Raw genomic sequence first — 19,130 nt, forward strand, 5'->3', positions numbered from 1 at the left:
GTCGGAACCGACCGGTGTACCCGATCGGTAGGTATAACACGTGTCGGATCGATTTCTCGATGAATGGTAGCGGATATCACAGAACGTTTCGCATCGTCGATGGCGGCCGCGAACGTCGAGTCCACGCGCGTCGAGGCGGCGGCGTTCGAGGCGGCCCTCGAGGAGGTAGTCGAATCGCCGGCCGTCGGTGCGCCACTCGGGATCGAGGGCGTCTCCCTCGAGGACACCGCGGTGACCGTCCCGCCGACGCCGCGACTGCTCATGGACGCCGAGACCGGCGTGACGCGCGTGCACGGCGGAATCGCAGAGTACGGCACGTTCGTGATCCAGTCGGACGCAGAGGGAACCGAACCGGTGAGCCTGTACCCGCGGACGCACGTCGGCGTCGTTCGCGCGAGCGACCTCCACGAGGACGTCGAGTCGGTCGCCGCGTGGCTCGACGAGGAGTTCGACGCGGGCCGCGATTCCGCGATTCTGGCGACCGGCGCCAGCGCGACCGGGGATATGGGCGAAATTGTCCGCGGCGTCCACGGCCCGCAAACCGTCCACGCCATCGTCATCACGGATCGTTAACTATGTCGGAAACCACCACTCGAGCGGAGAAGGCCGCGCGCATCAGACACCTCTTCCAGACCGAGGGCGAGGCGGTGTTCGAGAACACGAACCACATCAACAACGGTCGGTACGAGGCCAACGCCAGAACCGACGACATCGAAGAGCTTCGGTCGACGGCCCGCCGCATCAAAGAAGACGCCATCGAGCGCCTCCCCGAACTGATCGAGGAGATCCGCGAGAGCGTCGAAGCGAACGGCGGAACGGTCTACCTCGCCGACGACGCCGCCGACGCCAACCGCTACATCACCGAGGTCGTCGAGGACAACGACGCCGAGTCGGTCGTCAAGTCGAAGTCGATGACCAGCGAGGAGATCGACGTCAACGAGGCGCTCGAGGCGAACGACGTCGGCGTCTACGAGACCGACCTCGGTGAGTTCGTCCTGCAGGTCGCCGACGAAGCGCCCTCGCACCTCGTCGGGCCCGCGTTCCACAAGTCCACCGAGGAGATCGCCGAACTCTTCAACGCCCACTTCGATCCCGAGACGCCGTTCGAGACCGCGACGGATCTCACGCAGTTCGCGCGCGACTACGTCGGCGAGCAGATCAGGGACGCGGACGTCGGGATGACGGGTGCGAACTTCGTGTTCGCCGAGTCGGGAACCATCGCGCTCGTGACCAACGAGGGCAACGCCCGGAAGTGCGCGGTGACGCCGGAGACCCACGTCGCGGTCGCCGGCATCGAGAAGCTCATTCCGAGCGTGCGGGAGTTCCCGCCGTTCGCCGAACTCATCGCGAAGGCCGCCGGCGGCCAGGACATCGCGACCTACCTGTCGCTGCTGTCGCCGCCGGTCGATTCGCCGGTCATCGACTTCGAGAACCCCGACGAACCGCTGTCCGGCGGCGGCCCCGAAGACCGAGAGTTCCACCTCGTGCTCATCGACAACGGCCGCACGGCCATGCGCGAGGACGACGAGCTCCGGGAGACGCTGTACTGCATCCGCTGTGGCGCCTGCGCGAACTCGTGTGCGAACTTCCAGCACGTCGGCGGCCACGCCTTCGGCGGCGAGACCTACACCGGCGGCATCGCGACCGGCTGGGAGGCGGGCGTCCACGGGCAGGAGTCCGCCGCGGAGTTCAACGACCTCTGTACGGGTTGCTCTCGGTGTGTCAACGCGTGTCCGGTGAAGATCGACATTCCGTGGATCAACACGGCCGTCCGGGACCGCATCAACCGCGGCGCCGACCCCGAGCGGTTCGACTCGCTCGTGGAGGGGCTGACGCCCGACGAGGAGCCGGGGGGACTCGACGTTCAGAAGCGCCTGTTCGGCAACTACGGGACGCTCGCCCGCCTGGGCAGCGCGACGGCGCCGGTCTCGAACTGGCTGGCCGATCTCGGCCCGTCCCGGGCGCTCATGGAGCGCGCGTTCGGCGTCGACCGGCGCCGCGAGTTACCCGCGTTCGAGCGGACGACGCTCCGGGACTGGTTCGCCGACCGCGAGCCGCTCCCGTCGGCGGACGACGGCGACCGGTCGGCCGTCATCTACCCGGACGCCTACACGAACTACGTGCTGGTCAACCGCGGGAAAGCCGCCGTCAGAACGCTCGAGGCGCTCGGCGTCGACGTCGCCGTCGCACCCTGTTACGAGAGCGGCCGCGCGCCGCTCTCCCAGGGCATGATCGAGACGGCGCGGACGAACGCGACCCGCGTCGCCGACAGCCTCGAGCCGTCCATCGAGGCGGGGCGGGACGTGGTCGTCATCGAACCCTCGGATCTGGCGGCGTTTCGCCGCGAGTACGACCGGTTGCTGCCCGCCGACCGCGCCGAGAACCTCGCCGAGCACAGCTACGAGATCATGGAGTACGTCTACGGCCTGCTGGAGAACGGTGCGGACGCGGCCGTCCTCGAGGGCGGCGCCGACGTCGCCTACCACAGCCACTGCCAGCAGCGGACGCTTGGGGTGGACGTATACACGGAGGAGGTCCTCTCGAAACTGGACTACGACGTCGTGACCTCGGACGTGGAGTGTTGCGGGATGGCCGGCTCGTTCGGCTACAAGTCGGAGTACTACGAGCTCAGCATGGAGGTCGGCGACACCCTGCGCGAGCAGTTCGAGGGGGAGACCGATCGCACGCTGGTCGCCAGCGGGGCGTCCTGTCACGAACAGCTGGGATCGCTGTTCCCCCGCGAGTCCGTCCATCCGATCGAACTCGTCGCGCCGCGCTGATCGGCGCGGCGAGGATATCGGGGCCAACCGGTCGCCGCGATGGACTCGGTCTCGCAGATGCGTATCGGCGCGAGCCCAATTTCCGTTTGAGTGATCTGTTTCGACGTTCGTCATGTTTATTAGCGAATACCCTGTTTATCGGGTATGAGTCTGGTCGAGGAGATCGAAGGCGCGAGAATTATCGCCGACCGTATCGCGAACGTTCAACCGGACGAGCACGTATTGATTGTCGGAGACTGGCGGTCGGACGCGGTGACGGAACGACTCGCTGCGGCCGTCCACACGCTCGACGCCGAGGCGTCGGTCGCGCTCATGGCGCCGCGGGAGTACGACGGGAACGAGCCGCCCGAGACGGTCGCCGCCGCGATGGGCGAGGCGGACGTGATAATCCTCGTTCCGACCAGGGCGATCGCCCACAGCGCGGCGGCCAATCGGGCGCTCGAAGAGGGGGGCCGGGTCGTCGCGATGGCAAAGCTGTCCCTGGAGCAACTACGCGCGGACGGACTGCGGGTCGATTTCGAGGAACTGGCGCCGAAAGTGAGGGAGATGGGCGATCTGTTCTCGTCGGCCGAGACGGCCCGGCTGACGGCGCCGAACGGGACCGACGTGACGTTTGCCCTCGGCGGGCGCGGGGGGAACGGCCTGACCTGCACCGTCGCGGAACCGGGCGATTTCACGGTCGCGTACTGCGCCGAGGCGAACGTCACGCCGGTCGCCGAGGGGACGAACGGCCGGATCGTCTTCGACGGCTCCATCCCGAACCTCGGCATCGGGATGCTCGAGGACGACATCGTGGTGGAGATCGAAGACGGGAGCGTGACGAGCATCGACGGCGGACAGGAAGCCCAGAAAGTCGAGCGGATCTGGGCCGAGTACGACGATCCGGCGGTACGTCAGGCCGCCGAACTCGCCGTCGGCATGAACCCGAAGTGTACCGAACTCGACGGCGGCTTCATCAACGATCACGGCGTGTTCGGGACCGTCCACGTCGGGTTCGGTACGAGTAGTAACCTCGGCGGCGAGACCCGGACGCCGCTGCACTTCGACATCACCCTCCAGTCGGCCACCCTCGAACTCGACGGCGAGACGGTGCTCGAGGACCGCGAGTTCAAGATTCCCGCCGTCGACGCGCGGTAATCGTCTCGAGACGCGTTTTCTGCCGCTGCGCTATCTTTGATGCCGAGCGCTAGTACCCCAGTTCGAACCACCAATTCGCGGCGTAGCAGACGGGAACGACGGCACAGAGGAATCCGATGAACCCGAACGAGACGGTCCAGTCGAATCTGTCGGTGTCCGAGGACCTGCTCGACGCGTTCTTCCTAACGGAGAACGACTACTACTGGGACGAACCCGTCACGGACGTCGACCGGATGCAGACTATGATGGACGACCTGACCGACCTCGGATTCCTCGACGAGAACTTCACCGTCGGTGATTACATCACCAACGAATACGTCGAACAGTAGGCCCATCGCGCTCGGGCCGATCGTACTCATGTCGACGTAGATCAGGTCGTCGTCCGCGCCTTCGACGAGTCCGTCGTCCCCGAGCGCGATCTGGTGGACGTGCTCGCCCTTCGGGAGCGACGAGATGACGACGTCGGCGGCGGCCGCGATTTCGAGGGGGACGATCGGGCGTCCGCCCCGTATTCGACCATCGTCTCGACGGCGTCCCGGTCCACGTCGTTCACGACGAGGTCGTATCCGCCGTCGACGAGATTTCGCGCCATTTCGCCTCCCATGATGCCGAGACCGATAACTCCGACCGTCGGCGTCGGCTCTGTGCCAGACATGCTATCACGTTCCATACCAATGTGATATAACGTTTTTGTCCCGCGACGCGCGGAATTTGAGAGCGGCCACGGCGAACCGGTGGCGACGGACGAACACGCGGCGTTCGAACGTCGACGACTTACTCGGTGTTGACGTAGACGATGCCGTCCTCGACGACGACGTCGTAGGTCGGCACGATGTAGCTGTCGTCGCCGATGTGTTTCCCGGTCTCGACGTCGAACGACCAGCCGTGCCACGGACAGGAGATGATACACTCGTCGCTGTACTCCTGTTCGACGCGGTTCCCGGGGCCGGGCCACTCGCCGACGAGTCGGGGTTCGACCTGTCCCTTGCAGACGGGGCCGCCGTCGTGCGGACACTGATTGCGGAGCGCGTAGAACTCGTCGTTCGCCTTGATGACGCCGACCTCGGCGCGACCGACGTTGATGATTCTTGCTTCGCCGTCGTCGAAGTCGCTCACCGGTGCGACCTCGACGCGACCGTCGTCGCTCATAGGTCGAACACCCCCGCGGCGTTCCGACCGAGAATGTCAAGCCGGTCGTCGTCGTCGATCATGGGCAGATCCGTGATGATGCTCGGACTGTCGAAGTCCCAGTGGGGGTAGTCCGAGGCGTACAGCAGGTTCTCGGTCCCGAGCATGTCGAAACAGAGTTCGAGCAGGTCGGGCCGCGCGGACACCTCCAGCGGCTGCGTGCCGTAGTAGTAGTCCGCGATGTACTCGCCGGGCTTCTTCTCGAGCAGCGGCGCCTCCTCGGAGCGCTTGAGGTACTCCTCGTTGAGGCGGCTGATGAGACCGGGGAGGTAGGTGACGCCCGATTCCATGAAGACGATGTCGAGGTCCGGGAACTTCACCGGGACCCCCTGGGCGGTCACGCTGACGATTTGGGACATGTTCGACTCGAGGAACCCGAGCGTGTGCGTCTCGATCATGTCCTGGTAGCCGGCGCGGACGTACTCGTCGAGGCCGGAGCCGCCAGTGTGGTAGACGACCGGGAGTCCGAGGTCCTCGCAGCGCTCGTAGATGGGATCGTACTTGCGGTTGCCCAGCGGCGGGGAGGCTCCCGCGGTGACGAAGACGACGCCCTTGATGGCCTCTTCGTCTTCGACCCGATCGAGGACGTCCATCGAGGCCTCGATGTCGTGGTACGGCATCGGCGCGAGGCCGTAGATCCCCTCGTCGGGATCGAGGACCTGGTCGAGCATGTAGTCGACGTGGCCCTTGACGAAGGATTCGACGCGCCGGTCGTCGGCTCTGACCCCACCCATCGCCAGAATGAGGTGTGAGATCTGGAGCGTCGCGTCGATGTCGAGTTGGTCCATCCCCTCGAGGACGTCCTCCTTCTCGTCCCCGCCGTCAGGGTACTCCGAGAACTCCCGGTCGACCTTCCCGTAATTGAACCGATTGCCGGTCGACGCGGGGAAGAACGCGCTCAGATTCTGTTTAACTCCCGTCCCGCCCCAACCACTCTTCTGGAACTTGGTCTTCCAGGGCTCGGGCATGTACGGCGCGGCCTGCTCGAAGGTGTCGGCGTAGTGCCAGTCGCAGTCGACGACCAGATGCTCGCTTGGATCGATCATCGACGGATCACTCCCGTGTGAACGTGCGGCATGCCCGAGTAGAAGTATCCATTCGCAATAAATCTTTAGTCATGTTTAATATCCTAAAGGCGTTGAAATCCACGGCCCTCACAGGTGTCGGCTGCGTTCTCGAGGCGCCGGCGGTCGACCCGAGGGCGACACCGGTCGCCGTTCTCGAGGAGGTTGCCGACGGCCACCTCGAGCGGCGGTTCGTCGCCGAGGACGGGCCACCCGACGACTGACGCGTCAGCGGACCGCGAGGCGCCGTCGGCACGCGTTCCGGTGAGCCGCGATACCCGAGCGCGGCGGCCCGCGGGATGGGGTGGCCTAGCAAAGATTTATGCCGTTGTTCGAGACATGTTGAGCCGTACTATGGACGATAGTCTCCGATCGGTCCCCCCCGAGTCGGTCGACGTCGGCGTCGACCCGCTCTCGCAGGGGGACCTCGAGATCGAAACGTACCAGGTCGTCCGTCCGGACGGGACGTACGATTCGGACCGGGTACCGGACATCGACGACGAGGCGCTCTGCGATCTCTACCGGTGGATGCTTCTGCAGCGCGTCTACGACAATCGCGCGACGAAACTCCAGCGACGCGGGAAACTCGGAACGGTCGCCTCCGGACGCGGCCAGGAAGCCAGCATCGTCGGCAGCGGCTACGCGCTGTCCGACGACGACTGGATCTTCCCGTACGGTCGGGAAGCCGCCGCGCTCCTGATGCATGGCCTGTCGATGCGCGACCTGCTGCTGTACTGGCGTGGCATCGAGGACGCTTCGCGGATGGAGGGGGCCAACGTCTTCGGTCTCGCCATCTCGATCGGCTCGCACATCCCGCTCGCGACCGGCAAGGCGTGGGGGATGCAACTCGAGGGCGAGGACTCGATCGCCTTCGCGAACCTCGGGGACGGGGCGACCTCGACGGGCGCGTTCCACGAGGGGATGAACTTCGCCGGCGTGCTCGGCGCCCCGGCGGTGTTCTTCTGCCAGAACAACCAGTACGCGATCTCCCTGCCGTTCGACGAGCAGACGAACGCGAACACGGTGGCCCAGAAGGCCCTGGCCTACGGCGTCGACGGGATCCGCGTCGACGGCAACGACGTGCTCGCGGTGTACAACGCGATGTCGACGGCGCGGGAACGCGCGCTCGAGGGCAACCCGGTCCTCGTCGAAGCGGTCACGTACCGCCGCGGCGCCCACACGACGAGCGACGACCCGACGCGGTACCGCGAAGACGAGGAGGTCGAGGAGTGGAAGGACCGCGACCCGCTCGAGCGCTACCAGGCGTTCCTCGAGCAGACCGGGCGGTGGGATGCCATCGACGAGGAGGCGATCCGCGAGGACGTCGAGGAGGAGTTCTCGGCGGCCGTCGACGCCGCCGACGCCTTCGAGGAACGCGGCATCGAGGAGATCTTCGCCCACCTCCACGAGGAGATGCCGCCGGAACTGGAACACCAGCTCGAGGAGTTCCGCGAACTGCTGGAGGAGCGACCGGACATGTACGACTACATCGAACGACGGCCCAAGGGGTAATCAATGAACGCGACAATCGTCGAAGCAGTCAACGACGCACTACACGAGGAGATGACGAACGACGACCGAACGCTGGTCTTCGGGCAGGACGTCGCCGAGTCCGGCGGCGTGTTCCGCGCGACCGACGGCCTGAAAGAGGAGTTCGGCGGGGAGCGGGTGCTGGACACGCCGCTGTCGGAGATCGCGATCGTCGGCTCGGCCGTCGGGCTGGCGACCCACGGCTTCCGTCCGATCGCGGAGATCCAGTTCTCCGGCTTCCTGCCGCCGGCGTTCGATCAACTGGTCACCAACGCCAGCCGCATCCGGTGGCGCACCCGCGGGGAACTCTCGGCCCCGATGGTCGTCCGGACGCCCTACGGTGCCGGCGTGCGCGCGCTGGAACACCACTCCGAGAGCCTCGAGGCGGCCTACGGCCACATTCCCGGCCTCAAGGTGGCGATCCCCTCGACACCCCACGACGCCAAGGGGATGCTCGTCAGCGCCATCCGGGACCCCGACCCGGTGCTGTTCATGGAGCCCAAGCACGTCTACCGCTCCTTCAGAGAGGAGATCGACGAGGGCACCTACACCGAACCGCTCGGGAAGGCCGCCGTTCGCCGCGAGGGCTCGGACCTCACCGTCATCTCGTGGGGCGCGATGATGCACAAGACTCTCGAGGCGGTCGACAACCTGGACGTCGACGCCGAGGTGATCGACCTGCGGACGATCTCCCCCTTCGACAAGGAGACCGTCACGGAGTCGGTCGAGAAGACCGGTCGCTGCGTCGTCGTCCACGAGGCGGCCAAGACTGGCGGCTTCGCCGCCGAAATCGTCGCCTCGATCAACGACGAGGTGCTGATGTACCTCGAGGCGCCGATCGAGCGCGTGACCGGGTTCGACGTCCCCGTCCCGCTGCTGTCGATGGAGGACTTCTACATCCCGCACCCGCCGCGGATCGAGGAAGCGATCAAAGACACCGTCGCGTACTGACGGACCACCGATTTTCGCGGTCTCGATAGCAGGCCGTCCTGATTGCGCCCGTTGCTCGCTCGAGCACGTCGTTCGGCGTTCGGTTCCGATTCGAACGGGGACTACCGATTCTGATCCGGGAACTGGCTACCGGTTCAGATCCGGGCGCTGGCTACCGATTCAGCGTGTGAATGGCCTGCCCGCGCGCGTTCTCGGCCGCCTCCATGACCGCCTCCGAGAGGGTCGGATGCGCGTGGACCGTGTCGGCTATGTCCTCGAGCGTCGCGCCCATCTCGATCGCGAGGCCGACTTCGGCGATCAGTTCCGACGCCTCGGGGGCGACGATCTGTCCGCCGAGGACGAACCCGGTTCCCTCGTCGGCGACGAGTCGAACGAACCCGTCCGATTCGCCCATCGTGAGCGCGCGCCCGCTGGCGCGAAGCGGCATCGTGCCGACGACGGGATCGAAGCCGGCCGCGGCGGCCTCGGCTTCCGTCAGCCCGACGGTGCCGACCTCCGGATCGGTGAACACGGCCGCGGGAATGGCCTGGTGATCCAGCGCCGCCGGCTCGCCGGCAGCGACGCCGGCGGCGACCAGCCCCTCGGCGCTCGCCTTGTGGGCCAGCATCGGCTCGCCCGCGACGTCGCCGACCGCGAAGACGTGCTCGAGATCGGTTCGCGCGTAGTCGTCGGTTTCGACGAAGCCGCGCTCGTCGGTCTCGATGCCCAGCGACTCGAGTTCGAGGCTCTCGGTCACCGGCTCGCGGCCGACCGCGATCAGGACGCGGTCGGCGCCGTAGACCGACTCGTCGCCGTCCGCGGTCTCCGTGACGACCTCGATCCCGTCGTCGGTCTCGCGCCACTCGCTGGCGCCCTCGCCGAATCGGAACTCGATGCCCAGATCCTCGGCGCGGTCCCGTACGACTCGGGCGATATCGTCCTCGTAGGTCGGCAGCGCGTCCTCGAGCATCTCGACGACCGCCACGTCGGCGCCGGCTTTCGCGAACGCGGTGGAGAGCTCCATGCCGATGTAGCCGGCCCCGACGACGAGCAGGTCGTCCGGCACCGCGTCGGCGGCCAGCGCGTCGCGCGACGACCAGACGGGGTCGTCCTCGACGTCGAACCCGGGGAGCGTTATCGGTCGACTGCCGGTCGCGACGATGGCGTGGTCGAACTCGATTGACTCGCTCCCCTGTCCCTCGCCGCCGTGGGCGATGCGGACGGTCTCCTCGTCGACGAACGTGGCCGTCCCTTCGATCAGGTTGACGCCGTTGGCCTTGCAGAGCTTCTCGACGCCGCCGGTGAGCTGGTCGACGACGCCGTCTTTCCACTCGACGAGCGTCCGCATGTCGACGGTCGGATCGGCGTGGACCCCCATCTCCTCGGCGCGACCCGCCTCGTGGGCGAGGTCCGTCGCGGTGATCAGCGCCTTCGACGGGATGCAGCCGTAGTTGAGGCAGGTCCCCCCGTAGGCGTCCCGTTCGACGAGCGTCGTGTCCAGTCCGTGTTGTGCGGCGCGGATCGCGGCCGTGTAGCCGCCGGGTCCGCCGCCGATAACCAGTACGTCAGTGGCTGTCATTACGTCTCCGACGACCATTATTCGAGTAGGAGTAGTGCTGGCGCATTCAGGTAGCGCTTGACCTCGTTCGTGAACTGTGCGGCTTCGGCGCCGTCGACCAGCCGGTGGTCGACCGACATGGAGATCGGCATCGTCGGCCGGGCGACCACGTCCCCGTCCTCGACCCAGGGTCGCTCCTTCAGCGAGCCGAGCGCGAGGATCCCCGCCTCGGGGTAGTTGATGATCGGGGAGGCGTACTCGCCGCCGATCGCCCCGATGTTCGTGATCGTGAACGTCCCGCCCTGCATCTCGTCGGGACTGATCCGCCGGTTCCGAGCGCGTTCGGCCTTGTCGTTGATGTCTCGAGCCAGCTCGAGCAGCCCCTTTTCGTCGGCGTCGTCGATCACGGGCACCATCAGTCCGGCGTCGGTCGCGACGGCGATCCCGATGTTGTACTCGTCGTGGACGACGATCTCCTCGGCTTCCTCGTCGAGTTCAGCGTTCAGCGACGGCACCGACTGCAGCGCCGCGACCACGGCCTTGACGGCGAACGGCAGGTAGGTGAGTTTGACGCCGCGCTCCTCGGCGCGCGCTTTGAGCCGGGAGCGCGCGTCGACCAACTCCGAGACCTCGACCTCGTCGTGGTGGCTCACGTGCGGCGCCGTGAACTTCGAGGTCGCCATCTGTTCGCCGATCGTCCGCCTGACGCCGGTGTACGGGATGCGATCGCCGGCCGTCGGGCCGTCCGATCCGTCGGTCCCGCCCTGCCCCGCGCTCGAGGCCGACGTCCCGTCTCCAGCGGGTGCCGGAGACGACCGGTCGCCCGCCGCAAACGCGCTGACGTCGGCCGGCGTCACGAACGATTCGCCGTCGCGCTGCTCGCTCGCCGGAACGTCGTCGATATCGACGCCCTCGTCGCGCGCGAGCCGTCGAGTCGCTGGCATCGCCAGTGTCCGGTCGCGATCCGCACCGTCGCGCGACTCGAGGGTCTCGAGTGCCCCCGACTGCCCGCGGTCGTTGGCGCTGGCGGTTCCGGTCGCCGCGGACGTTCCCGATGCTGCCGCGGGTCCGCCCGGAGCGGCCGCCGCCGATCCGTCCCGAGCGGCCGCTGCCGCGGATTCGTCGGCATCGGCCGTCTCGGCCTCGGCGTCGGCGTCTTCGACGCCCGGAATTTCGGCCGACTCCGCCGTCATCGGGGCTGACGCCTCGCCGGCCGCTTCGCGGACGTCGCGTTCGGTGACCCGGTTCCCGGTACCGTTCCCGCCGAGCGTCGCGATGTCGACCCTCTCCTCGCGAGCGAGTCTGCGGACGCTGGGCGCGGCGAAGACGCGACCCTCCGGGACGGTCGATTCAACGGCGTCGACCGATTCGGACGGATCGGCGGACGTCTCGTCGGCGTCCCCTTCGGTCGTCGCGTCCTCGTCAGGGTCGGCGCTGGTATCCGCTTCGTCCCCGCTCGCGTCGTCGACCTCGAACACGACGAGGACGTCGCCGACGGGAACGACCTCCCCTTCCTCGGCGCGCAGTTCCGCGACCTCACCGTCGTACGGCGACGGGATCTCCACGAGCGCCTTGTCGGTCTCGACTTCGGCGAGCACCTGGTCTTCCTCGACGGTATCGCCGACGGCGACGTGCCAGGTGACCAGTTCACCCTCGGCGACGCCTTCGCCGACGTCTGGTAGTTCGAACTCCGTTCTCATCTGTGGGTGATAGGGACATTCTCACACAGTAGTATACGCTCTTCGGTCGGCGGATTTTCGCCGCGGCGACCGTTCCGCTCCCGGACTCACCCGTCCACTCGCCGTTCGAATTTCGACGGGGTATCGAGAACAAGTAACCGGACACCTGTTCGGAAGCGACGACCAACAGTTATTAGCTCGCGAACCATCAGTCAGTCACATGGATGCAGACAACGACCACATGCGAACGCGGGTCAAGACGGTGCGGACGGCGCTCGACATCGTCGAAGCGCTGAAATCGCTCGACGGTGCCACGACGACGGAAGTCGCCACTCACCTCGACATGCCCAAGAGCAGCGTCTACAACCACCTCCAGACCCTCGAGCACGACGGGTACGTCGTGAAGAACGACCAGACGTACGAACTCGGATTGCGGTTCCTCGATCTGGGGGCGTTCGCCCGCCAGAAGAAGGGCAAACTGACCGACGTGGCCCAGCCCGAACTCGAGTCGGTCGCCGAGGAGACCGGCGAACTGGTCAACCTGCTGGTCGAGGAGAACGGCCGCGGGATCTTTCTGCTGCGCGAGCAGGGCCCCCAGTCGGTGAACATCGACTCCTACACCGGCCAGTGCGTCCACCTGCACACGACCGCGCTGGGGAAGACGGTGCTGGCTCACCTGCCGGCCGAGCGCCGGGCGGAGATCATCGACCGCCACGGCCTGCCGGAGAAGACGGAGAACACGATCACCGACCGTGATGAACTCGAGGACGCACTCGAGGAGATCCGGAACGAGGGCGTCGCGTACGACCTGGAGGAGCGAATCAAGGGGCTCCGCTGCGTCGCGATACCGATCTTCCGCGACGACCGCATCTCCGGAGCGATCAGCGTCTCCGGCCCGAACAGTCGCATGGACGACCAGCGTATCCAGACCGAGGTCCTCCCGAAACTGCGACACGCGGCGAACATCATCGAACTCAATCAGACGTACTCGTGACGGCAACGCGGGAAACCCGTCGCAAGACCGCCGCCGAACTGGATCGAGGCGTTGGTTCGCGTATCACGAACATACGTTCGTTTCCTCCTACTACGGGGGATCGTCTGCCGAATACGCCCGGCTTGATCGGAATCGGTTGTCGATCGGCTCCCTCGTCTCGAGGCTCCTCTTAATTACGAAAGTACAGTTGTAAACTTGGCTGCTGGTGCGGGTGGGCCCGCGCGTTACCGACCGATCAGTCCGGTGAATCGACGCTTCCCGTAGTAGTCCTTCGTCAGTTTTGGACGTGGTATCGGCCGGATGCGCGATAGTCGGAATGAATCGGATGATTGTTCGTTCTTAACGAACGTACCTTCGTCTCGGACTGTTATTGCGTCTCTACTGGCGAATTCGACCTGTCGAGCGGGACGGAATCGGACGTCGTCCGAACGGATCATCTCGAGTTCCTACGTTTATTACGACAGTATGGATGTAAATAATCTATCGCAGGGCAATTGGTGCTGTGCGTCATCGACGAACCTTCCAAACGTTGGGTTCTGATCTCCGAAATAATCTGTATTCTTACAGTGATGGATTACGTATATTATTCGCCAGTGTCGGACTATCGGCCGGGTGCGCCACCGTCCGACTGAGAACTGACTACGGGGCGGCCAATCACTGTCGCACCTCGACTCGAAACCGAATCAACGGTAGGTGTCCGCTATGTCCTAAAAACTATCAATTCGTTTCGACTATCTCGTCGGATCTCGCGGTAAGTCTCGGCACTTACACCGAACTGCTCTCCCCGTTCGATCGCAGTCGACGGGACTGATCGATAGGTAATTTATCTGGTAATACAGCTAATATAGCGCTCTTATTATAACTACGCGCCTGACTCTACGATCCTCGAGAGAATCCCGAAGGGTCGGCGGACGAAGCGGATTGCCGTTCGCCTCTTGCGAACAGTCGCCCGTCGCAATCGAACGGAGAGTCGACCACGTCTGACAGTATCGGTGGGACGTCCCGTCGCGTCTTCACAAGGCATTTTGAATAAACTTTTTATAGAGACTACTGCAGGTTCACGTACATGGACGAAGACGACTCGTTCGACGTATCACCGCGGGATATCGCCATCCTCAAAGCGAGAGTCGATCATCCCACGTCGTCGACGCGGGAACTCAGCGGAATCCTCGAGGAGGAGTACGGGATCTCCCTCTCCCACAATCGTATCAACGAAATTCTGCGGACGATGTCCGAGCAGGAGATCTTTCGGGAGACGATCCTCCCGAACCGGGAGATTTTTCGCCACTACCTGTTTCGGATCGGGTTCAACTTCACGAACTTCGAGGAAAACTGGCGAGACTGCTATTTCGCCCTGCAGAATGATCCGCACGTCCTGATGTTCTTCACCGCGGACAGCAGCTATCACTGGCACGTCATCACGCAGTTCCGGACGGACAACCAGATGGAGCGGTGGGTCCACGAGTTCTTCAAAGCGCACGGCGATCTGATCGGCGGGTTCCACAACACGATGCTCCACAGCGTCCACAAGTTCCAGACCGAGGCCGCGGTCTTCGACGACATCCTCGCGGAGACCGAGGAGGGCCGACAGTATCTCGACCACGAAAGCGACTGATTGTCACCTCAGTTTAGGTATCATCGACTGATAGAACCTTCACTCCGTAATTTATATTACACGGTTCGGCCATGCCCCAGTATGGGAGTATCCGACTTCTTCGATCCGGACGGAATCGCCGTCATCGGCGCGTCGAAGACGGCCGGCAAGCTCGGTAACGACGCGATGACCAACATCCGGACGTACGACGGCGAGGTCTACCCGGTCAACCCCTCCAGCGAGGGGAGCGTCTACGGCTACGACTTCGTCGACTCGATTCACGAGACCGACGCCGATCTCGCGCTGTGTTGCGTCCCCAGCCCCGTCGTCCCGGAGGTACTTGAGGAGTGCGGCGAGGCCGGCGTGGGCGCGGCGGTGATCTTCGCCGGCGGCTTCGCGGAAGTCGACGACGAAGGGCGGGCGCGCGAGGACGAGATCGGTCGCATCGGCGAGGAGTACGACATGACGATCCTCGGGCCGAACACGGCGGGCTACTGTATCCCTCATCTGGACCTCTACGGCTCGTTCGTTCCGGAGATCCGCGACGTCGAGACCGGGAACGTCGCCCTGCTCGCCCAAAGCGGCGGCGTCGGCATCACCTCCGCCTTCCAGCTGGATCGCGAGGAGTACGGCGTCTCGGCGATGTTCGGCCTCGGGAACCGGGCGAACACCGACTTTGCGGAGTTCGTCCCGGTGCTCGACGACGATCCGCGGACCGACGCGATCGCGGTCCACATCGAGGGTACCGACGACATCGACGACGCGATCGAGGCCTTCCGCGAGTCGGAGACGCCGATCATCGCCTTCAAGGCCGGTAGCGAGGATCTGAGCGAGTTCGTCCAGTCCCACACGGGAGCGCCGATTCAGGACCGTTCGAGCTACGAGGAGGCCCTCGCCGGCGAGGGCGTCGTCTTCGTCTCGTCGGTGACCGAACTCTTGGACGCCAGCCGCGCGATCGCGGACGCGCCGACCCCGGACGGACGAAACGTCGGCGTCGTCACGGCTCAGGCCGGGCCGGGGATCATCATCGCCGACGAGCTCCACGAACGCGGCGCCGACTTCCCCGATCTGGAGCCCGAGACCCAGGAGCGGGTCGACGACCTCCTGCAGGGGATCACCTACACGGAGAATCCGGTCGACACCGGCCGCCCGCTCCCCGAGTTCGGACAGGTCATCGACGCCGTCGCCCGCGACGACAACGTCGACGTCGTCGTCGTCTACGAGATCTACGAGGACTCGCTGGGCTACCCGCTCGAGGAACTCGAGACCCTCGCGGCGGAGGTCGACAAGCCGATCCTCTTTACGGTCGCCGGACCGGCCGACTCCCTCGAGGCGGAACGCCTCCGGATGGAGGAGGTCGGCATTCCGACGTTCCAGGCACCCAAACGGGGCGCGCACGCGGTCGCGGCCCTGATCGACTCGGTCGCCGACGACGCGTAGGTCGACGGGCCGGTCGCGGTTCGAGCCGCTGATTTTCGATTCGCCGATTCGCTCGTCGACCGGAGGTTCGGCGGACCGAGAGTCCGCTCAGTAGAGCAGCGTGAAGACGCCGAACTGGAGCGGGAGCAGGAGCAAGATCGTCGCGACCGAACAGGCGACGGTCGTCCGGATCACCTCGCCAGTGTCGGCGGTCCCCTCGGCCAGAATCACGACGAGCACGGCGGACTGGTAGGGGAAGAAGTACGAACTCAGCGCCATCGCCTCCGACATCAACACCGGCGTCAGCGGCAGCCCCGCCGACTCGGCGTAGGGGATCAGGATCGGCGTGAGGACGCTCGCGACGGCCAACCCCTCCATCAGGAACGCGAGGGCGAACGTGATTCCGAAGACGACCGCCAGCACGACGGCCAGGGGCGCCTCGGTCGGGACGAACTCGAGGAGGTGGGAGGCCGCGTCCTCGGTGAACCCGGTGGCCGCCAGTCCGTCGCCGATGGCGAAGACGGCGGCGAGGAAGAACAGGATCGAGAAGTCGGTCTCCTCGGCGACGGTTCCGAAGTCGGTGACGCCGACCCGGGGAAGCAACGCGAGGACGACGACGGCGAGCGCACCGACGACCGGGTGGAAGCCGTGGACGAAGTCGGTCGCCCAGATCCCCGCGCCCACCAGCAGGAATGCCAGCATGTGCCGTTCGGTGCTGGTCGCGGCGTCTCGCGTCCCCGCCGGCAACTCGACGCTCGAGTCAGGGTCCGGACGGAACAGCAGGTAGATAATGGCGCAAACGAGCACGACGCGGGTTATTCCCATGACGGGGTACATGTGCGACAGCCACTCCGTCCAGGAGACGTGGTGGCCGGCGATCGACCCCCCGAAGCCGGTGATCATGATGTTCGGGAGGTCGGCCGTGAGGATCCCCGACGAGCCGTAGAACGTCGCGAAGACGGGCCCGAGAAAGAGGCCGACCCGCGCCTCCCGCGAGTCGAACAGCGTGCCGGTCTCCTTGAGGACCGGGGCGATGATGAGGATACGAACGAGGGCGGACGGGATGAGCAGCGCGAGGGCGTGTGCGCCGAGTGCGAGCGCGACGAGGAGTCGTCGATAGGTCCGTACCGGCCTGGAGGCGGTCGACGCCGTCAGCGTGCGACTCGTGATCCAGTCGCCGGCCCAGGCCGCCAGCCCGCTCCGGCGGGTGGTCTCGCCCATCACGAGTCCGAATCCGATGAGCCACGTCGCGGGTTTCTGGAACCCGGTCAGCGCCCGGTCGGTCGAGAACGCGACGGCGATGAGGCCGATCCCGATGATCCCGGTGTACGCCGGCGGGATCGGCGTGAGGATCCAGAGTGCGATGCAGAAGACGGTGATCGAGAGCATCCACGCCACGTCTCCGCCGGGAACGGTCGCCAGCGTGGCCGCCGCGACGACGGCCGCGACGAGAAAGGCGACCGGCGGCGACCGCACCCGTTCGACGTGCCTCGAGAGATCCATCGATACGTGCCACCACACAGCGCTAGGTTAAATCGATCGGGGTTTCAGCATTCGTCACCCGTAGGGCGATCTGTCCCGTTCGATTGGCCCCAAGACCCCGGTTCTTCCTGACAATCACTGATACCGTGCCGTGGGGGATGACAACTATTATTGCATCTCTCAGCGAGTTTTCTCCAGATGCTGTCTCGGTTGCTCGTATTGTTGTCTCGGCTCCTTCGGTCGGTTCTCCGCGCTCTCTCGGGGCTGCTACAGCGGGCGAACGTCATCGAGCGATCCCGGCTGCGGGCGACGGTCGACCTCGCCTGGCCGCGCATCGTCACCGGACTGGCCCGCATGTCGAAGCAGACCGCCGACGTCGCGATGGTCGGCGTGGTCCTCGGGCCGTCGGCGATCGCCGGCCTCGCGTTCGCGTACGCCTACTGGCAACTCGGCGATCGGCTCTCGCTGGGGCTCTCGGGGGGATCGATCAGCCTCGTCTCCCAGCACTACGGCGCCGACGAGATCGAACTGGCCAACCGGGCGATCACGCAGAGCTATCTGCTCGCGACGGCGCTGTCGATTCCCCTCGCCGTCCTGTTTTACTGGCAGGCCGATCTTCTGATCGGACTCATGGGTGGCGACGCTGCCGCCGTCGACTACGGTGGAACGTATCTGATGGTCGTCGCACCGGCGATCGTCTTCGAGTTCTACAACAAGGTCGCCAGTCGGATCTTCGCCGGCGTCGGCGACACGTTCACGCCGATGGTGATCCGGGGCGGCGGCGCCGTCATCAACATCGTCCTCAACGCCGTGTTGATCTTCGGCCTCGGGATGGGCGTCGTCGGCGCCGCGCTCGGTACCGCCGTCTCGACCGCAATCATCACGGGCGGCCTGCTGTGGGGTCTCGTCGGGAAGGGATACCCGACGCGGGACCCCCTCCCGGTTCGGCTGTCGTTCTCGGGTCCGCTCGTCGATCGGGGGCTACTGAAGCCGCTCGTGACGGTCAGCGCGCCGCTGATCTTCCAGCAACTCGCGCGAGCGGTCGTCGCGTTCCCGCTGCTGGCCATCGCCGCCGTCTTCGGCTCCGTCGCCGTCGCCGGCTACGAGATCGCCCGGCGCATCCGAGACCTGATCAACAGCCTCTCGTGGGGGTTCTCGATCGCCTCGAGCAGCCTCGTCGGGCGACACATCGGCGGCGGCGACGAGGAGCTGGCGGCCGCTTACGGAAGCGAGATCATCCGGTTCTCGGTGCTCTCCTACGCCGTCGCCGCGGTGTTCGTGGTCGCCTTCGCGCGGCCGATCGCCGGCGTCTTCGTCACCGAGCCCGAAGTCGTCGATCTGGCGACGACGTTCGTACGCGTCACCGCGGTCGCGACGATCGGCCTCGGCATCGACGAGGCGGCGACCGGCGCGTTGCGCGGCGCCGGCGACACGCGGTGGCCGTTTTACGCCGCGCTCGTCGGACTGTACGGCTTCGCACTCCCGATCGCGTACGTCGGCGTCGTCACGCCGCTGGGGGTCACGGCGCTCTACCTGTCCCTGCTCGCGGAGATGTTCGTCCCGGCGGCGATCACCCTGTATCGATACGATTCGGGCGTCTGGCGCGACGTCAGTCGATCCCTCCGCGAGCGCTCGGAGGCCGTCTCCGAGTGAGCGACTGGGGCAACCACCGATCGCTCGAGCGATCTCCGCTCCGGAACGAGTATACGATGATAGAGAGTTACACCGTGTTATCCGATAAGAGATACGTTGGCCGATGAGTGGTGCGTAACTGC

General features: G+C 65.7%; 16 protein-coding genes and 1 pseudogene. 11 read left to right on the forward strand and 6 right to left on the reverse strand.

The annotated features are described in order from the left end of the window. Nucleotides 1-63: 63 nt before the first annotated feature. The 4 genes from J0X25_RS28650 (at nucleotide 64) to J0X25_RS28665 (ending at nucleotide 4,246) form a co-directional block, all read left to right on the forward strand. Nucleotides 64-573 carry an LUD domain-containing protein gene (locus J0X25_RS28650; RefSeq protein WP_207287271.1) on the forward strand — a complete coding sequence of 170 codons (510 nt, stop codon included), beginning with the start codon at nucleotides 64-66 and terminating at the stop codon, nucleotides 571-573. Between the two features lie 2 nt (nucleotides 574-575). Continuing rightward, on the forward strand, nucleotides 576-2,780 hold the full coding sequence (locus J0X25_RS28655; RefSeq protein ID WP_207287272.1) for an LUD domain-containing protein: 2,205 nt from the start codon (nucleotides 576-578) through the stop codon (nucleotides 2,778-2,780). Between the two features lie 144 nt (nucleotides 2,781-2,924). Beyond that, a complete protein-coding gene (locus tag J0X25_RS28660) occupies nucleotides 2,925-3,917 on the forward strand; it encodes an aminopeptidase (protein ID WP_207287273.1) in 993 nt (330 codons plus the stop codon). Between the two features lie 116 nt (nucleotides 3,918-4,033). Further along, nucleotides 4,034-4,246, forward strand: coding sequence for a hypothetical protein (locus J0X25_RS28665; protein WP_207287274.1), 213 nt, complete (start codon nucleotides 4,034-4,036; stop codon nucleotides 4,244-4,246). Between the two features lie 69 nt (nucleotides 4,247-4,315). On the opposite strand, the pseudogene J0X25_RS28670 reads toward J0X25_RS28665, so the two are convergent. From J0X25_RS28670 to J0X25_RS28680, 3 genes and pseudogenes are all read right to left on the reverse strand, one after another. Then, nucleotides 4,316-4,587 (reverse strand): annotated as a pseudogene (locus J0X25_RS28670) (NAD(P)-binding domain-containing protein); the annotation flags it as partial. Nucleotides 4,588-4,691: 104 nt separating this feature from the next. Continuing rightward, the gene (locus J0X25_RS28675) at nucleotides 4,692-5,066 is read right to left on the reverse strand and encodes a Rieske (2Fe-2S) protein (RefSeq protein WP_207287276.1); all 375 of its coding nucleotides are present in this window, start codon (nucleotides 5,064-5,066) and stop codon (nucleotides 4,692-4,694) included. Then, nucleotides 5,063-6,151, reverse strand: a complete 1,089-nt coding sequence (locus J0X25_RS28680) for an amidohydrolase family protein (protein ID WP_207287277.1) — start codon at nucleotides 6,149-6,151, stop codon at nucleotides 5,063-5,065. Before J0X25_RS28680 ends, J0X25_RS28675 begins: the two co-directional genes overlap by 4 nt. A 92-nt stretch (nucleotides 6,152-6,243) precedes the next feature. Here J0X25_RS28680 and J0X25_RS28685 point away from each other — a divergent pair, with 92 nt between their 5' ends. From J0X25_RS28685 to J0X25_RS28695, 3 genes are all read left to right on the forward strand, one after another. Continuing rightward, nucleotides 6,244-6,393 (forward strand): hypothetical protein, encoded by a 150-nt coding sequence (locus J0X25_RS28685; RefSeq protein ID WP_207287278.1) that lies wholly within the window; start codon nucleotides 6,244-6,246, stop codon nucleotides 6,391-6,393. 130 nt (nucleotides 6,394-6,523) lie between these two features. After that, nucleotides 6,524-7,681, forward strand: a complete 1,158-nt coding sequence (gene pdhA / locus J0X25_RS28690) for a pyruvate dehydrogenase (acetyl-transferring) E1 component subunit alpha (protein ID WP_207287279.1) — start codon at nucleotides 6,524-6,526, stop codon at nucleotides 7,679-7,681. Between the two features lie 3 nt (nucleotides 7,682-7,684). Then, nucleotides 7,685-8,650, forward strand: coding sequence for an alpha-ketoacid dehydrogenase subunit beta (locus J0X25_RS28695; RefSeq protein WP_207287280.1), 966 nt, complete (start codon nucleotides 7,685-7,687; stop codon nucleotides 8,648-8,650). Nucleotides 8,651-8,801: 151 nt separating this feature from the next. Here J0X25_RS28695 and lpdA read toward each other — a convergent pair whose 3' ends face one another. Together lpdA and J0X25_RS28705 are read right to left on the reverse strand one after the other, a co-directional pair. Beyond that, entirely contained in the window at nucleotides 8,802-10,226 is a 1,425-nt protein-coding gene (gene lpdA / locus J0X25_RS28700) for a dihydrolipoyl dehydrogenase (RefSeq protein WP_207287281.1), read from the reverse strand. Continuing rightward, on the reverse strand, nucleotides 10,226-11,887 hold the full coding sequence (locus J0X25_RS28705) for a 2-oxo acid dehydrogenase subunit E2 (protein WP_207287282.1): 1,662 nt from the start codon (nucleotides 11,885-11,887) through the stop codon (nucleotides 10,226-10,228). Before J0X25_RS28705 ends, lpdA begins: the two co-directional genes overlap by 1 nt. Nucleotides 11,888-12,086: 199 nt before the next feature. Here J0X25_RS28705 and J0X25_RS28710 point away from each other — a divergent pair, with 199 nt between their 5' ends. The 3 genes from J0X25_RS28710 to J0X25_RS28720 all read left to right on the forward strand — a co-directional run bounded on the left by J0X25_RS28710 (nucleotide 12,087) and on the right by J0X25_RS28720 (nucleotide 15,894). Then, the gene (locus tag J0X25_RS28710; RefSeq protein ID WP_207287283.1) at nucleotides 12,087-12,860 is read left to right on the forward strand and encodes an IclR family transcriptional regulator; all 774 of its coding nucleotides are present in this window, start codon (nucleotides 12,087-12,089) and stop codon (nucleotides 12,858-12,860) included. A 1,066-nt stretch (nucleotides 12,861-13,926) separates the two neighbouring features. Beyond that, the gene (locus J0X25_RS28715; protein ID WP_207287284.1) at nucleotides 13,927-14,475 is read left to right on the forward strand and encodes a helix-turn-helix domain-containing protein; all 549 of its coding nucleotides are present in this window, start codon (nucleotides 13,927-13,929) and stop codon (nucleotides 14,473-14,475) included. Between the two features lie 81 nt (nucleotides 14,476-14,556). Continuing rightward, nucleotides 14,557-15,894: a CoA-binding protein gene (locus J0X25_RS28720; RefSeq protein WP_207287285.1), complete on the forward strand. Its 1,338-nt coding sequence runs from the start codon at nucleotides 14,557-14,559 to the stop codon at nucleotides 15,892-15,894. Nucleotides 15,895-15,981: 87 nt separating this feature from the next. On the opposite strand, the gene J0X25_RS28725 is transcribed toward J0X25_RS28720, so the two are convergent. Then, nucleotides 15,982-17,376 carry an SLC13 family permease gene (locus tag J0X25_RS28725; protein ID WP_207287286.1) on the reverse strand — a complete coding sequence of 465 codons (1,395 nt, stop codon included), beginning with the start codon at nucleotides 17,374-17,376 and terminating at the stop codon, nucleotides 15,982-15,984. 177 nt (nucleotides 17,377-17,553) lie between these two features. On the opposite strand from J0X25_RS28725, the gene J0X25_RS28730 reads away from it, so the two are divergent. Next, nucleotides 17,554-19,008, forward strand: coding sequence for an MATE family efflux transporter (locus J0X25_RS28730; RefSeq protein ID WP_207287287.1), 1,455 nt, complete (start codon nucleotides 17,554-17,556; stop codon nucleotides 19,006-19,008). Nucleotides 19,009-19,130 lie beyond the last annotated feature (122 nt).

Origin of the sequence: Haloterrigena alkaliphila (assembly GCF_017352155.2) — an archaeon.
Classification (GTDB): Archaea; Halobacteriota; Halobacteria; order Halobacteriales; family Natrialbaceae; genus Haloterrigena; species Haloterrigena alkaliphila.